General features: G+C 62.9%; 15 protein-coding genes. 6 read left to right on the top strand and 9 right to left on the bottom strand.

The window, feature by feature from the left end; all coding sequences use genetic code 11:
• Positions 1–6: 6 nt before the first annotated feature.
• Positions 7–1,014 (top strand): ABC transporter ATP-binding protein, encoded by a 1,008-nt coding sequence (locus ACO07K_RS04820; protein ID WP_422034763.1) that lies wholly within the window; start codon positions 7–9, stop codon positions 1,012–1,014.
• A gap of 2 nt (positions 1,015–1,016) precedes the next feature.
• Positions 1,017–1,904: a 50S ribosomal protein L11 methyltransferase gene (locus ACO07K_RS04815; protein ID WP_422034762.1), complete on the top strand. Its 888-nt coding sequence runs from the start codon at positions 1,017–1,019 to the stop codon at positions 1,902–1,904.
• Between the two features lie 68 nt (positions 1,905–1,972).
• Here the strand turns inward: ACO07K_RS04815 and ACO07K_RS04810 are convergent, their stop codons facing one another.
• Positions 1,973–2,377 (bottom strand): DUF1127 domain-containing protein, encoded by a 405-nt coding sequence (locus tag ACO07K_RS04810; protein ID WP_422034761.1) that lies wholly within the window; start codon positions 2,375–2,377, stop codon positions 1,973–1,975.
• A 213-nt stretch (positions 2,378–2,590) separates the two neighbouring features.
• On the opposite strand from ACO07K_RS04810, the gene ACO07K_RS04805 reads away from it, so the two are divergent.
• A complete protein-coding gene (locus ACO07K_RS04805; RefSeq protein ID WP_422034760.1) occupies positions 2,591–4,600 on the top strand; it encodes an aminopeptidase P family protein in 2,010 nt (669 codons plus the stop codon).
• Between the two features lie 39 nt (positions 4,601–4,639).
• On the opposite strand, the gene ACO07K_RS04800 is transcribed toward ACO07K_RS04805, so the two are convergent.
• Both ACO07K_RS04800 and ACO07K_RS04795 read right to left on the bottom strand, forming a co-directional pair.
• A complete protein-coding gene (locus ACO07K_RS04800) occupies positions 4,640–4,888 on the bottom strand; it encodes a GlsB/YeaQ/YmgE family stress response membrane protein (RefSeq protein WP_422034759.1) in 249 nt (82 codons plus the stop codon).
• Positions 4,889–4,895: 7 nt separating this feature from the next.
• The gene (locus tag ACO07K_RS04795; RefSeq protein WP_422034758.1) at positions 4,896–5,450 is read right to left on the bottom strand and encodes a YidB family protein; all 555 of its coding nucleotides are present in this window, start codon (positions 5,448–5,450) and stop codon (positions 4,896–4,898) included.
• Between the two features lie 243 nt (positions 5,451–5,693).
• On the opposite strand from ACO07K_RS04795, the gene ACO07K_RS04790 reads away from it, so the two are divergent.
• The 3 genes from ACO07K_RS04790 (at position 5,694) to ACO07K_RS04780 (ending at position 9,621) form a co-directional block, all read left to right on the top strand.
• Positions 5,694–7,505 (top strand): hypothetical protein, encoded by a 1,812-nt coding sequence (locus ACO07K_RS04790; RefSeq protein WP_422034757.1) that lies wholly within the window; start codon positions 5,694–5,696, stop codon positions 7,503–7,505.
• Between the two features lie 9 nt (positions 7,506–7,514).
• A complete protein-coding gene (locus ACO07K_RS04785; RefSeq protein WP_422034756.1) occupies positions 7,515–8,504 on the top strand; it encodes a hypothetical protein in 990 nt (329 codons plus the stop codon).
• Between the two features lie 124 nt (positions 8,505–8,628).
• On the top strand, positions 8,629–9,621 hold the full coding sequence (locus tag ACO07K_RS04780; RefSeq protein ID WP_422034755.1) for a phytanoyl-CoA dioxygenase family protein: 993 nt from the start codon (positions 8,629–8,631) through the stop codon (positions 9,619–9,621).
• Between the two features lies 1 nt (position 9,622).
• Here the strand turns inward: ACO07K_RS04780 and ACO07K_RS04775 are convergent, their stop codons facing one another.
• The 6 genes from ACO07K_RS04775 to ACO07K_RS04750 all read right to left on the bottom strand — a co-directional run bounded on the left by ACO07K_RS04775 (position 9,623) and on the right by ACO07K_RS04750 (position 15,077).
• Positions 9,623–11,599: an acyltransferase family protein gene (locus ACO07K_RS04775; RefSeq protein ID WP_422034754.1), complete on the bottom strand. Its 1,977-nt coding sequence runs from the start codon at positions 11,597–11,599 to the stop codon at positions 9,623–9,625.
• Between the two features lie 150 nt (positions 11,600–11,749).
• Entirely contained in the window at positions 11,750–12,304 is a 555-nt protein-coding gene (locus ACO07K_RS04770; protein WP_422034753.1) for a virion core protein, T7 gp14 family, read from the bottom strand.
• Positions 12,301–12,747 (bottom strand): hypothetical protein, encoded by a 447-nt coding sequence (locus ACO07K_RS04765; RefSeq protein ID WP_422034752.1) that lies wholly within the window; start codon positions 12,745–12,747, stop codon positions 12,301–12,303. Before ACO07K_RS04765 ends, ACO07K_RS04770 begins: the two co-directional genes overlap by 4 nt.
• Positions 12,740–13,195 carry a GNAT family N-acetyltransferase gene (locus ACO07K_RS04760; protein WP_422034751.1) on the bottom strand — a complete coding sequence of 152 codons (456 nt, stop codon included), beginning with the start codon at positions 13,193–13,195 and terminating at the stop codon, positions 12,740–12,742. Before ACO07K_RS04760 ends, ACO07K_RS04765 begins: the two co-directional genes overlap by 8 nt.
• The gene (locus ACO07K_RS04755; protein ID WP_422034750.1) at positions 13,192–13,662 is read right to left on the bottom strand and encodes a hypothetical protein; all 471 of its coding nucleotides are present in this window, start codon (positions 13,660–13,662) and stop codon (positions 13,192–13,194) included. Before ACO07K_RS04755 ends, ACO07K_RS04760 begins: the two co-directional genes overlap by 4 nt.
• Positions 13,659–15,077, bottom strand: coding sequence for a hypothetical protein (locus ACO07K_RS04750; RefSeq protein WP_422034749.1), 1,419 nt, complete (start codon positions 15,075–15,077; stop codon positions 13,659–13,661). The genes ACO07K_RS04755 and ACO07K_RS04750 overlap by 4 nt, the downstream gene beginning before the upstream one ends.

Genomic DNA, 15,077 nt, shown 5'->3' with positions numbered 1-15,077 from the left:
ATGACCATGACGAAGCCGGCTCGGGCCGTGGCCATCGAGATCGCGGGTGTCAACCTCTCCTACGGCGCGACCCACGTGCTGAAGGATGTCGCCCTCTCGATCCGGCCTGGCGAGTTCTTCGCCTTCCTGGGCCCCTCGGGCTGCGGCAAGACCACCCTGCTGCGCCTGATCGCAGGCTTCGCCCAGGCGCAGACCGGCAAGGTGCTGCTCGACGGCCAGGACGTGGCGCCGCTCCCGCCGTGGAAGCGCGATGTCGGCATGGTGTTCCAGAGCTATGCGCTGTGGCCGCACATGACCGTCGCGAAGAACGTCGCCTTTGGGCTGGAGGAACGCCGCCTGCCACGGGCCGAGATCGACCGCCGCGTCGCCCAGGCGCTCGAACTGGTCGGCCTCTCGGCCTATGCCGAGCGACGTCCCGCCCAGCTCTCGGGCGGCCAGCAACAGCGCGTGGCGGTGGCGCGCACCATCGCCATCGAGCCCAAGGTGCTGCTGCTCGACGAGCCGCTGTCGAACCTCGACGCCAAGATGCGGGTCAGCGTGCGCCGCGAGCTGCGGTCGCTGCAGCAGCGGCTCGGCCTCACCACGATCTTCGTGACCCACGACCAGGAGGAGGCCAACACGATCTGCGACCGCATCGCCGTGATGGACGCCGGCACGGTCCAGCAGGTCGGCACGCCGATGGAGCTCTATGAGAACCCGTCGAACCTGTTCGTCGCCAACTTCCTGGGATCCGCCAACATTCTGGACGAGCGCGCCGGCGTGCCGGTTCCGGCGGGCATGCGCCTGGTCTTCCGGCCGCAGCATGCCGGCCTGACATCGGCCGAAGGGGCCGCGCTGCGCGGACCGGTCACGCATCGCGAATTCCTGGGCGCCACCGTCCGCTATGCCGTGCGCATCGGCGACAGCGAGGTGCTGATCGAGACGCCGTTCCAGTCCGGCAGTGAGTTGCGCAGCGTGGGCGATCAGGTCGGCGTGGACTTGCCACCCCAACGCATGCTCTTCCTTCCGGCATGAGCATGAGCAAAGTACGCAAGGCCGGCTTCGTTGCACCCGCCATCCAGCGCGCCGACTGGGAAATCCTTCTGGAAGAGCGGCTGGGCGAGGAAGGCTTCATCGTCGCGAGCTGCGAGGTCTCGCGCGACGGTCCCTGGCGCATCGACATATTCGGCGAGGGCGACGAGGCTCTGGTCGCAGCGGCTATCGAGGCCGCGGCGCGGGCGCTCGGCCTCGACGTACCCCACTGGGGCTGGGAGGCGCTGCCCGACATCGACTGGGTGGCCGAAAACCAGCGTTCCTTCCGTCCCTTCGCGGTCGGTCCCTTCTGGGTGCACCCGTCGCACGTGATGGACGGCCGCCCCGAAGGCCTGCTGCCGTTGCGCATCGACGCCGGCCTGGCCTTCGGCACCGGCACGCATGCCACGACGCGCGGCTGTCTCGAGATGCTGGCGACCCTCGATCCGGCGGAGACGGTCAACGCCGTGGACGTGGGCTGCGGCAGCGGCATCCTGGCCATCGCCATGGCGAAGCTGTGGCAGCGGCCAGTGACGGGCGGCGACAACGATGCCGAGGCGGTGGAGGTCGCACGCGAGAACGCGGCGCTCAATGGTGTCCCGGAGCTCTGCTCCTTCTTCGTCTCCGCGGGCCTGGAGGCCGACGAGCTGGCGGGCCACGGACGCTACGACCTTGTAGTTGCGAACATCCTGGCCGGGCCGTTGCTCGACCTCGCGGAGGCATTCGGCGCGGCGGTACGCCCTGGCGGGCGGGTGCTCCTGAGCGGCCTGCTGGTCGAGCAGGCGGCGGGCATCCTCACCGGCTACGAGCGATACGGCTTCACCTTCGAACGTCGCATCGACCTCGAGACAGGCGGCGCCTGGTGGCGCAGCCTTGTCCTGCGCCGGAGCTGACGCTCAAAACGAAAGGGCCGGCTTACGCCGGCCCCCTTACGCTTACGCTTACGCTACTCAACAATCGGCTACGCCGCGCGGCGCAGATTCTGGTTTGCCGCAGTGACCTGACCGCCGACATCGTCGAACCGCGGGGCGACGCCTTCGGCGGCCTCGCGGATGGCGAAAGTGATGTCGGCCCGGCACAGGCCGAGGTCCGACAGTTCCCGGTCGGTCATGCGGTGGAGCTGGGCCTCGGCGGCGCGCAGCTTGAGGTCGGCCTTGATCCCGCCGACGGCGCGATCGTACAGACGGCCGACCCACAGGATCGCGTCACCCAAGGCATTCGCCAGCCATTCGGCACGCGCGTAACGGGCGCGCAGCTCGAGCAGATGGCGATCGTCGAGAGTGAAGCTGATCTTGGAATTCGCGTTTCCCCCCGCCGGCGCAGTTTCGCTGGTCAGATCCTTAAAGGTCCGAATCGGCTGGGTCATCATGAGTCTCTCCTTCTATTGTGCGGCGCGATAGTCGATGCTGCACTGCACCCAGCAAATATAGAGCCTTGAGCCGCAACAATAAGTGCGGACTCTGAAGGTTCGATATGCGCTGAACGCATGGCGATGCAACCCCAAGCATTTCGCAGCTGCGAACGAAATATAATTGCTCGGTTTGATCGCACCCATCGCCGCGCGTAGGGTCGTGGCATCATGCCGACCGCTCCCGACGACGTAATCGCCCTCCTCCGCCGCCGTGGCCGCGGTACCGACCCTGCTTCGCTCGCCCAGCTGATGCGCGGCGTAGCCGCCGCGCCCGAAAGCCTGTCCGGGCCGGAATGGGTCGAGCTGATCGATCCGGCAGCTGATGCCGAAATAACCACGGCACTGTCCAAGTGGCGTGCACAGCTGGCAGCCGCCGATGACGGGCTGCAGGCGAGCCCGGCGCCGGCCGCGCGCCTGGCCGACCTGCGCACCGAGCTGAAGCGCCGCGGGCTCGACGGGTTCGTTGTGCCCCGTGCAGACGAGCATCAGGGCGAATACGTGCCGCGCGGCTCCCAGCGGCTGGGATGGCTGACAGGATTCAGCGGCTCGGCCGGCCTCGCGATCGTGCTCGCAGACCGCGCGGCCATCTTCGTCGATGGCCGCTACACCCTGGCCGTGCGCGACCAGGTCGACGTCGCCGCCTTCGTGCCGCACCAGGTTCCCGAGCAGTCGGCCGAGCAGTGGATCGCCGAGAACCTGCCCAAGGGCGGCCGGCTGGGCTTCGATCCCTGGCTGCAGACCGTCGATGGCCAGGATCGCTTCGCCCGCGCCTGCCAGCGGGCCGGCGGCAGCTTCGTGCCGGTCGAGTCCAACCCGGTCGATGCGGTGTGGCGCGAGCGGCCGCCGGCACCGCTGGCGCCGGTATTGCCGCATCCGGTGGAGTTCGCCGGCGAGACCAGCGAGAGCAAGCGCGCCCGCATCGCCGCCATTCTGGCCGGCCGGAACGCCGACGTGGCGCTGATCACCGCGCCCGATTCGATCGCCTGGCTGCTCAACGTGCGCGGCGGCGACGTCCCGCGCACGCCGTTCGCCCTGGGCTTCGCTCTGGTCCACGGCGACGGCCATGTCGATCTGTACATGGACCGCCGCAAGATCCCCGACCGGACGGTGGCCTGGCTGGGCAATGCCGTGACCCTGGCGCCGCCCGACGAGCTGGGTGGCGCGCTCGACCTGCTGGGCAAGCTCGGAAAGCGCGTCCTGGTCGAGACTTCGACGGCGCCCTATTGGGCGGCGACCCGGCTGCAGGGCGCGGGCGCGACCCTGGTCCGCGACGCCGATCCGATCGCGCTGCCCAAGGCCTGCAAGAACGCGGTCGAGCTGGAAGGCATTCGCGCCGCCCATCGTCGCGACGGTGCCGCCGTCAGCCGCTTCCTGGGTTGGCTCAACCACGAATCCAGGACGGGGCGGCTGAGCGAAATCGAGGTGTCCGACCGGCTCCAGGCGCTGCGCGAGGAAACCGGCCAGCTGCGCGACCTCAGCTTCGACACCATCTCGGGCGCTGGCGCCAACGGTGCCATCGTCCATTACCGGGCGTCCGAGGCGACCGAGCGCCGGCTCGAGCCCGGCAGCCTCTACCTCGTGGATTCGGGCGGGCAGTATCGCGACGGCACGACCGACATCACCCGCACCGTCGCCGTCGGCACGCCCTCGCCCGAGATGCGCGACCGCTTTACCCGCGTCCTCAAGGGACATATCGCGCTCGCCGGCGCGCGCTTCCCCGCGGGCACCACCGGCTCACAGCTGGACGTGCTGGCACGCCATGCGCTGTGGCAGGTCGGCCTCGACTATGACCACGGCACCGGTCACGGGGTCGGCGCCTATCTCTCGGTGCACGAGGGACCGCACCGCATCTCCAAGATGCCGAATTCAGTCGCCCTGCAGCCCGGCATGATCGTCAGCAACGAGCCCGGCTACTACAAGACCGGCGCCTACGGCATCCGAATCGAGAATCTGGTGGCCGTCAAAGAGGCCGAGATCGAGGGCGCCGACCGCCGCTACCTCGAATTCGAGACCCTGACCCTGGCGCCCATCGACCTTGCCTGCGTCGAGCCCGGGCTGCTGACAGAGGCCGAGCGGCAGTGGCTCAACGACTATCACCGGCGAGTGCGCGAGACCGTGGGCCCGGCCGTCGACGAAGCAACCCGCGCCTGGCTCGACGAAGCGACACGCCCGATCTGAGGCCGGCTACTGGAAGCTCCCTGGGGAAAGCCGCCCCTGCTAAGCCCGCCGTGCCGCGAATCTGTTCCAGATGAACAGCACGACCAGCGCGCCCAAGGTGGCCGCGATGAAGCCCGCTCCTTGGTCGGCCCGGTACCACCCGACCGCCTGGCCAATGAAGGTGGCGACGAAGGCGCCGGCGATGCCCAGCAGGGTCGTGAGCAGGAAACCTGCGGGCTTGTTCGGCGCCGAGGAAATCAGCCGCGCGATGATACCGGCCACGAAGCCGATGACGACGATCCAGAGCATCGGGGCCTCAGATCGCTTTGTCGATTTCGCCGGGGGACGGCAGGCGGCCCGTCGGCGTCAGCTCGTTGACGGCCTTGGGCAGCTCGTCGGCCAAACCTCTCAGCAGATCCTCGCGCGACAATCCCGTCTTTTCCATCAAGAAGGCGATCTGATCCTCCGAGAGAACCTCGCTCAGCTCCTCTGCCGCGACCTGCTTGTTTTGGCCCGTGCTCACCCAGGATTCGGCGACGTCGGTCTTGCCGGCGCCCTGGAACTGCTTGAGGAGATCGCCCAGCCCGCCGCTCAGGATGCCGCCGAGGCCGCTCGCTCCCAACCCGCGTGCGAGCGGACTGTTTCCCATCCCGAGCCGGTCGAGAATATCGCCCAGCCCTCCACCCGCACCGGTCGGCGCCTCGCCGGGCTTGCCCGCCGCCGGCGGAATTGCGGAGGGCGAGAAGCCCTTGACGGCCTTATAGGCAAGGAGGCCAAGCAAGGCCATCATGACGGGCGACATTCCGCCCCCGCCGCTGGTGCCGCCTCGTGGGCCGTTGCGCATTCCGGTCAAGACGTCGAGCAGGCCCATTGAGATCTCCGCACCATTGGAATTGGTGCGTCAGCAACGTCCAAACGGGCATGACGTTGCGAAGGACCGACTGGGGCGGGCTCAATACAGTTGGGCCTCACGCTCTTGCCCTCCCCTGGTATCCGCCCCCTGTACGAAGGATGCCAAAAGTGGCATGCCCGCTAGGTTTTTGGCTCACGCAATGGGGCTCGTCACGTGTCACGGCGAGCTTGAGGCTGCTGCCATCCAGGGGAGAACGTTGGCGTGATTAATAATGTCTTGCGGTGGGTGGATCGTCTCTTTCGGCCCGACTTGGCACGCTTTCGCACCGGCAAGCGCCGCCTGGAAGTGATTCACCCGGACGAGACAGCCGAGCGAGAGCGGATCGAGCGGAACAATCCCCTGATCCGCCACGCCAAATCCATCACGTCGCAGGTCGGGGAAGATGGCGTGATTGCCCACATACTGGACCGGCTGGAGATAGCCGCTGGCTGGTGCGTGGAATTCGGTGCCTGGGACGGCGAGTTCAACGCCAATACATGGGACCTCGTACACAATCGCGGTTGGAAGGCCGTCTATATTGAAGCCAACAAAACGGCTTTCGCAAAGCTCGTCGAGAACTCCTCCGCCTTGCCGGATGTCCACTGCATCAATGAATTTATCGAAATAGAGGGTCCAAAATCCCTTGACGCACTGCTTGCACGGACTCCCCTACCCAGGGATTTCGATTTCCTCGTCATCGATATCGACAGCAACGACTGGCACATCTGGAAGTCACTGCAGGGGTACCGTCCCAAGGTCGTGATGATCGAGTTCAGCGAGTTTTGCCCGCCGGAGATCTACTACGTAAAGGATCCGGTCGCGCTGGGACCTTCGTCGGCTTCCCTTTCAGCCGTCTGCGAACTCGGCAACCAAAAAGGCTACGATCTCATAGCCGTCGTTGGTGGAAACGCGCTTTTCGTACTCCACGAGTACGCATCCCTCTTCGAGATCCGCGACAATTCCCCTCGGGGAATGTTTCGGTCATTCGCGAACACTCGACTGTTTCAGAGCTACGACGGCACCCTCTTCCTGGCCGGCAATCGGGAATTGATCTGGCGCCATCAACGCGACCGAAACGGGGAGATCAAGCGCATCCATGTATCGGACGCAGACATTCAGGTCTTGCCGGAAGGCCTCCGCGTCTTCCAACCCCGACTGACTTACAGGAACAGCTTTCTGGAAGAGAATGCCGGCCGTCTGGACCGTGCCAGGATTCCATCCAATCAGTTGCTGGACTTCCAGAACAACGTGTCTTCCGAATGCGGCGAAGACGGCATTCTCGCACATCTGTTCGAAACGCTGGGCGCAGCCAGCAGCTACTGCGTCGAAGTCGGAGCAAACGACGGTGTCCGCTTCTCCAATACCTTCGCACTCATACGTGATCGAGGCTGGTCCGGGTTGATGATCGAGAGCGATGCCGCCGCCTATCGGAAGCTCGAGAATACCTATCGGGGGTCGGAACAAGTCAGAACGGTGAATGCAAAGGTGGCCTCGACGGGCTCCAATAGCCTCGGCAACCTGCTTGCGAGCGCTTCCGCGCCGACCGAGATTGATTTCCTCTGCATCGATGTCGAGGGCAATGACTACCACTTGTGGGCGAACCTGAGAGGATATCGCCCGCGCGTCGTCATGATCGATTTCAATCCGACGATACCCAACGATGTGCTTTTCGTCCAGGAAGACAGTGCAGCGAAGAACGATGGCGCCTCCCTGAGCGCCCTGATCGAACTCGCCACGGCGCTGGGCTACGAACTGGCAGCCGCCACGACCTGGAATGCCATCTTCGTCCGTCGCGATCTGTTCGGGAAACTGGGGATCGGAGACAATAGCATAGACAAGATGTACTATCCGGTCTTCGAAATGCGCGTGTTCTGGTCGATCAACTGCTATCTCCACATTTCCGGTTGCGATCGCCTCGTCCGCCACAACTATGTTTTCGATCCAGAACAGATCCAGGCCATTCCAGCCAATGTGCGCACCATCCCTTACTCAAGCGAGCTTGGCGGCGGCCCAGCGAGCACCTTCTTCAACTGAGACATTCGCATGACCGTCTACACCGACCTCACCGCGCGGGCCCTCACGGTGATCAGGCGCAGCCTGCCAAAGCATCAATGGGACCAGTTCGCCGAGAAGATCGTGCGCGACCGTCAGGGGATCGAGGGCCACCTTCGAGAAGAATCGCCCCCCGGCCACTTCGACGGCCTTGCAGCCAATTTGCGGGACCGTTCGCACGTCCAGGTCCCAATCACCCTGTCCAATGTCGACGAGTTGCGCCGGTATTTCGACGATCAGCCTGTTCACAAGGGCGCCAATGCCTTGTCGTTCGACGGACGGGCGAAATCTCTGGCTGCGGCTCGGCAGGACTTCCCACTGGCCGCCTATTCGGCCGAATCGGTCATTCGGGCCCCTGGCTTGATCGACACCATGAACGACCCGCGCCTCCTCCATTTGATCGAATCTTATCTCGGATGCGTGCCGACTCTATATTCAGTCAACGCTTGGTGGTCGTTCGTCGCTCCCCGGCCGGAAATGACGAACGTACAGTATTTTCACCGCGACACGGACGACTGGCGGTTCGTCACACTCTTCATTTACCTCACGGACGTTGCTGTCGATGGGGGACCGCACGAGGTCGTGCCCGAGTCGCACTCTCTCGAAGGCATGAAGAAGCTGATCAAAGGTATTCCGTTCTGGCGCTCGAAAATGGACCTTGAGCGTAGCTTCGTGGACGATATGGGTGAGGATTTTTCGCTCGCCTGCGAGCAACACTTCAAGAATGCCGCGGTGCAACTAACCGGTCCTGCCGGATCGATGTTCCTGGTGAACACACTCGCTCTGCATCGCGGCATCGTCCCAACCCGCACGGACCGACTCGTGATATGGGCCCGCTACGGCCTCGGTCCAAACACCAATTCAGCCGACCTTGAAAGAGGTCCCTTGGGTATTCGCTTTGTACCCACCCATCTCCGCGGCACGCCGCGCGATCAATACGTCAACCGCCTCCTCATGGAGTTTGATCGAAAATCGCAGTAAGCATTGCCGCGAGTTTTGGCCGCCAACAGAGTTATGTCGATAAACGAATGTCAGGTGGTCAATTGCCGCGTCGCATCGACGAGGTCACATTGAACACCGGTCGGATATGACAAGGAAGCACGGGATGGACGATCGCGAGCGTTATCACTTCGACCTGCACGGATACCTTCACGTGACCGGTCTTCTAACTCAGCAGGAAGTCGCGCAGGCCCTGTCGGCCATGGAAGCGCTAGAACATCGCTTCGTGTCTACCGTACACGATGAGCCGAAGTACGACAGCCTTAACACGCGTACAGAGTATCACTACGATGCAGAGCTGGGCACGAGTACATATGAAGCCAATCACGGTGGGGGAGGCCCACAGTACGTAGTTGACGACTTCCTGAATTCTGATCCCGCATTCGACCTCTTTGTGGGACATGCGAAAACTTTGGAGTATGTCCGCGAACTCGCTGAGTCACCGCTAAGGATCGTCAGCTCTGAGCTCCGCTATCGACATCGCGGGAATATTACAGGGACTCATATGGGCGGACCGATTGACTCGCGCAATCGCTACACGTTCGTACCGCCAAATTCCGACGGCAGCACGAATCGCCATTTCGATCTTCTTGCCGTTCGTGTGCTGTACGCCCTGCACGACGTGCCTGTCGAAAATGGGCCACTATGCATTGTACCGGGATCACACAAGTCTAATTTTCAATCACCTTACGGCAAGGATCCGCTCCAAGAGCCGGGCATGATTCCACTGCCAATGGCCGCCGGAGATGCCCTGTTCTTTACCGAAAACCTCCGTCACGGAGGCTATCCGAACGTCATGGATCGCGTTCGAAAAACAGTTCACATTTGCTATGCTCCAGCTTGGGTAGGCTCCCAAAGCCCTGCCCATTGGGGTGGCGATGTGTTCGTAACGCCCGAGGCTTGGGCACGTTATAGCGAAGTTCAACGATCATTCTTACCGCCTCCGATGCCGTCTGGGGCGAGGCATCCAGAACAGATGGCCATAAAGCGGCTCACGGCGCAGGTCGAATATCTTCGTGAGAAGAATAGCCAGTTAGCCTCAGCTCTCGAACAACAATCCCGAAAGAGGACTCTGCTGCAGAGACTGCTAAAATCTTAGTCTAGCGAGGATGTTCCGGGGAAAGGACCTCAGCGTGCACCCACGGCAAAAAGTCACGCAAGACTAAACTGCTACCGCGCTCGTTAATGTGGGCCCATGACCAGTAAAGGGGACCAAGCGAGTCTGACTGATAGCATTCCTCGGCTTGGCAGAACGGTTCGAAGGCATCGAAAAGTCGCGATCCAGCGCTTGCTTTGCTCAACGTCTGAAATACTTGGCGTTGGCGCAACAGATCGGGCTCCAACTGAGAACGCAACTGACGACAGGAATCTATATTGCCCGGACGAGTGATGTCCATTCCAAGTAGAGAAAGCTGGCGTGGCCGACAACCGCCCGGTGGATTGCCGAACTGAGGCACAGACAGAACGTAAACAACCTTTCGGCCAAGTTCCTCAATTTTCTGGTGAAAGGCTTTTAGCGTTGCCTCTTCAGTAAAGAATGGGTTGCGTGAATAGGTCGGAATGACGACGACTTCTATGGACGCTTCACGTGCCAAGATATCTAGGACTGTGCGAATAACAACCTGGCACGTCTCAGGTCCGGCCATCCAACGATCGAGATTATGGGGAGTCAAGCAGGCTGAACGAGCCCAGTTGAAGCTGTGCGCTCCTACAAAAGCCGCTCGCTCCTCAAGCAGATGAGCGTGGATCGCTGAGTAAAAAGCCATGGATACGCTATCGCCGACTACAAGGATTCGTGGGGAGGTCGAGTTTACGAAGCAAACAAACGAATCCCCCGTGTCGATCCCGTACTTCGCCTTACAAGTGCCATTCGAAGTTCTGCTATCAGTGGGTACACGCAGGTCATAAGCGAGCGCTCGATTGATCAGCGCGACACTTCGGTCGGGAAGGCCGTGCAAGCTTACGATCGAGGCTCCTGCCAGTCCAAGAATCAGCATGAGCCCACACAACACGGGAACCGGCTGGAGGCGTGATGCTCCAAATCTGATCGGCTTTTCCACGAATACATAAGTCAGCCACGCGCAAAGGAAACTCACGACTAACAGCATCCACCGCACCTCTGCGGGAGGCTTGGTGCCGTAGGCGAGCCATGCATAGGCAAACAGCGGCCAATGCCAGAGATACAACGGGTAGGAAATTTTCCCAATCCATACCATAGGGCGGGACCCAAGGATTCGCCGGTTTGTAAAACTCAGCGGGCCAACCAGTATTACCAGTGCCGCACCAAGCACAGGCAATAAGGGCCACCATCCAGGAAAAGAACCGGCGTCGGTCATAATAGCCGCAACAACGATCGCGGTTAGCCCCAGTACGCCGAGCATTTGCCGAGAAGAGCCCGCGTTAAGCCAGCGATCAACAACTTCACGCGGCATTTGTGCTGCCAGCACTCCAATCGCCAGCTCCCAAACCCGAGTCAGTGGCGAATAGAAGGCGACTGACGGATCAGCCTCAGTGACACTTAAAGAGAACGACGACGCCGCTACTCCAACAGTCAAAAAAAGGAAGAGCAGTCGTTGCTTCCGCAAGGTCCACGCGAAGAGCGGCCATATGAGATAGAACTGCTCCTCAATCGCCAAAGACCAAAGATGCAACAGAGGCTTGGTATGGGCCTCCATATCAAAGTAACCCACTTCGCTGAGTAACGCGAAGTTAGAGATGAACAACGTTGCTGCTGCGATGTGCCTGCCAAGTTGCAAAAATTCGGGCGGAAACATACTGTTCCAGCCAACAAGCAAGGCAAACAGAACGACGACAACTAGTGCTGGAAGAATGCGCCGGATCCGTCGCGCGTAGAAGGTCTGGAAGCTAAAAGTGCCGGCATCCAGTTCTTGCGTTATAAGTCCGCCGATCAAGTAGCCGGATATGACGAAGAACACGTCGACGCCGATGAAGCCCCCCCTAAGGTTCTCAGGGAAGGCATGAAATAAAATCACTGCGATAACTGATATCGCCCGCAAACCATCGATGTCCGGTCGGTAGCTGGGAGAGGTCCATGGCGGGCGGGAAACTGTCGGCATCCTGCACGTGTCGTCGTCGCAGCGAAAAAAGTCAACGTTCCGGATGCATGAACCCGCTCAGGGACGCCTACCTGGATATGAGAGGTCAATAGGACGGGGACGCGACTAAACCGGATCATGGCCGAATTTGGTCGAGCCAGCGTGCGTCCATTATACCCGTCCACCTTGGTTGAGCTGGAAGTTCCGCCACTTGTCCGCAAGCGTCGATGCGCCCGACAGAAGGGACGCACCAGCGCCTAGATAGGTCGGGCTGTTGACCGCGTTGAGCGCGCGGGCGGTTTCGAGGATTCCTGTGTTGCCGTAGCCGACTCCGGCCACTTGGTAGTCATAGGCTTCGCGCGCAGCCTTGGCGCGCACGGCGAGGGCGTCAGCCTCACCCGCACCGGCCGTGTCGCCCAGTATGTCGGTGGGGCTGCCCTCGAGGTCGGTTCCCTGCGCGGCCAAGCGGGCCGTCTGGGCTCCGATCCGCTGACTGGTGAGCCGGCGGCTGGTCTCCTCCGCGATCCGCCCTTGCTGAAGGGCGTCGTCCGCCCGCCGGTTCATCACCTCCTGATTCTGGCGCGCGACCTGCGCCTGATAGACGGCCTGGGCGGCGGCGGCCGCCGCCGTCTTCTGCTGAGCCTGCTGCTGCTGGAGTTGGCCCGCGAAGCCAACCGCCGTGCCGGCGGCCGATAGGCCGAGCGAGATGAGGGCGGCCGTGCTCATGCCTGACATGTTGCTGTCCCCCTGCGTGTCATGAGTTTGTCGAGTTCGTCCGTGAAGGCCCGCTCGGCAGCGTCCACGTCGACCGCATCGGTCGCGAAGATCATCGTGAGGTGGGTATCGGTCAGTGCCACGAAGGCCTGCTTCCGGCCCGCACCGGCCGGCACGACGTTGTATCCGTGCAGTTCGCGGGGGCCACCCTCGACGTGTACAATGGCGTCGCCCTGCACGATCAGCAGCGTCGGAATCTTGATCAGCACGCCGGTGATCATGACGCCCGCCGGCACCTTTATCGTGCGCGCGTAGACGCCGGCATGAAAGACGTGGTCCGTTCCGATGGCGACCTGCGGCAATGCCAAAGCAAAGCTCTCGAGTTGCCGCACTCTGTCGATCGCGGCCGCGCTCATGGACGCTATGTGGATGCGGGGAGGTGCAAGGTCAGTCATCGCTCACCTTCTTGAAGAAGACGCGGTTGGTCTCGGCATAGCCGACGCGCGGCAGCACCTTGAAGAGATCGCCCCCGAACGGCGCACTGACCAGGAGACCGGGAGAGCCCAGACGGCGTGCCAGCACCTCTGCTGCCCGCAAGAGCTTCAGCCCGGCGCCGGTACCGCGATGGGCACGGGCGACAAAGAAGCTCTCGCTGACGGCCACTGCCACGCCATAGTGCGGCAGCACCGGCGCCAGCAGGGTGAGGAAGCCGATGAGGCGTTTGTCGCAAGTGGCGCTCAGCACCTTCAGCAGCCCGCGAGCCTCAAGTTCGCGGTAGCTCTCCATCCTGGCCGCCGGCGGCGGCATACCCGCAATCGACGATTCGGCGGCATACTCTGCCAGCAGGACCGCGAGGCCCGGATCGCGCTCCAACTCGGCGACAGTGCTCATCTGCACGTTCATGCCGCCTCCTTGGACACGCGGTGGAACAGGCCGTGCGCCAGTGCGAAGGGCGGGCCGATCTCGAAGCCGAGCCAGCGCATCCAGCGGAGTGCCGTCGCGTACCGCGCATCGACGACGTTTCGCAGCACTCCGAACACGGTGAGCCAGCGGGCGACCATACGGCGGCTTTCGACCAGGAACGCCCGTCGGTACACGGTCACGAGGTCTGAGCCGAGAAGCCACGGTACCCCGGTCGAACCGATGAGGCTCATCCGCGATACACCCGCCATGCAGATGATTCGCCCCCCGGCATCGCGCGCCGTCCAGGCCTCACGCGCGGAGGCCAGCCCCTCTAGAAGGCTCTCAGCCGGACCGTCGACCAGATGGACGGGCCCAAGCAGTGCGAGCACTTCCGCCTGATCCTCCCGGCGCAACACGGGCGCCAGTTCGCGCGCATCGATTTCACGAGCGGGCAGCAGACTGATCACCAGCCGCGCTCCGCGATCTGGCGCCATTGCCAGCGATTGCGAACCAAGATTGTGCGTACGCCGGTGGTCTTGTGCAATACAACAACGTTGGTGCTCACAATGACACCCATATCGTTTCGACTCACACGAAACGTTAGTGCCGTGTTGACCGCCCCGTCATCTGTCCATAGCGAACTGCCACCGATTTCATCTCCGATAGAGTACCCGGCATCCGCTGACGCACACTGTGCCCGGAAGTCCCCAATCTGCGGAACGACCCCGAGGTAGTGGCTCCTTGAAGTCGAAGTGTTGACCGCGGGCAGAGTAGCCGAATAGCCTGAATCGTACCGCGCATTAAAGGCGTATCCGACCGTGCTAGCGACGCTCGTGCTGTCAGTCGCCGCCTCCCCCACCATAACGAGATTCACCTGGGGGGCGCTCGTACCGGTGCCGAGATAGCCACGCATTTCGGCGATGTTGAAAGTGAACTGGCCGTTCGTCACGGAAGGCGTGCCGCCGAGCTGGTAGACGGGGGGCAAGAGCGTGCTGCCGGTCGTCAGGATGCCGCCGGCAACGGTCACGTAGAGGAAATTCGGCGTCGCAGCGGCTCGGTTGGCGGCGAGGCCCGTCCAGGTGAGAGGGCCGGTGGCGACCCCGATCGTGTCGACCGGCGCGCCGGTGGCCGCCGACCAGCCGGCCGCCGCCGTCGCGACCATCGGATAGGTCGGCGAGAGGTTGGTCGATTGCAGCGTGAGCGTGCCCGTCGTGGCGGGCAGGAAGTTCGGCAGGCCGCCCGCGGTCACGGGGCCGGAGCTCACCGTCTGGCGGCGGCCCGAGAAGGCCGGATAGGCCGGTGTCTGCCAGGCCGCGTCGGCGCCGCTGATGCCCAAGAACTGGCCTGACGTACCACGCGGCAGGCGCTTATAGCCGCTGCCGTCGCGCGTCAGCAGGTCGCCGGATGTGGTCAGCTTGTCGATGTCGCCGCGAAATGCCTGCAGCGACTGGATCAGCGCATAGTTGCTCTGCTCGGTAGCCGGGTCGCTGATGCTGCCGACGGTGGTGCGTCCAACGATCTCGGCGAGCTGCTGCATCGCCATGTAGATCTCGTCGAAGCGACGTTCGACCACCTCGGGATAGTAGCCGCCCTGGTTGGAGAGCACGGTCGTCTGCGTGTAGGGCACCGTGCGGACTATGGTGAGCTTCGTTCCGGCGGCGAGGCCGGCCCCGGCGAGCGGATAGGTGACCGCGCCGCCGCCCAGCGTGCCGACCCCGGTGGCGGCATAGAGCGACGGTGACAAGGTCGTCTCGACGCCCGCGACGTCGGTAAGGATCACCGAGAGATGCGCGTCGCTCAGGATCGGGAAGTCATAGGGAAATACGGTGGCGCTGCCGTTTCCGGCATGGGTCACCTTGCGGCCGATATTCGTGAGGGCCAT

This window comes from Reyranella sp. (assembly GCF_965228225.1).
Lineage (GTDB): Bacteria > Pseudomonadota > Alphaproteobacteria > Reyranellales > Reyranellaceae > Reyranella.
Note: the sequence above shows the minus strand (reverse complement) of the source record. Positions and strands in the feature narration are given on the sequence as shown.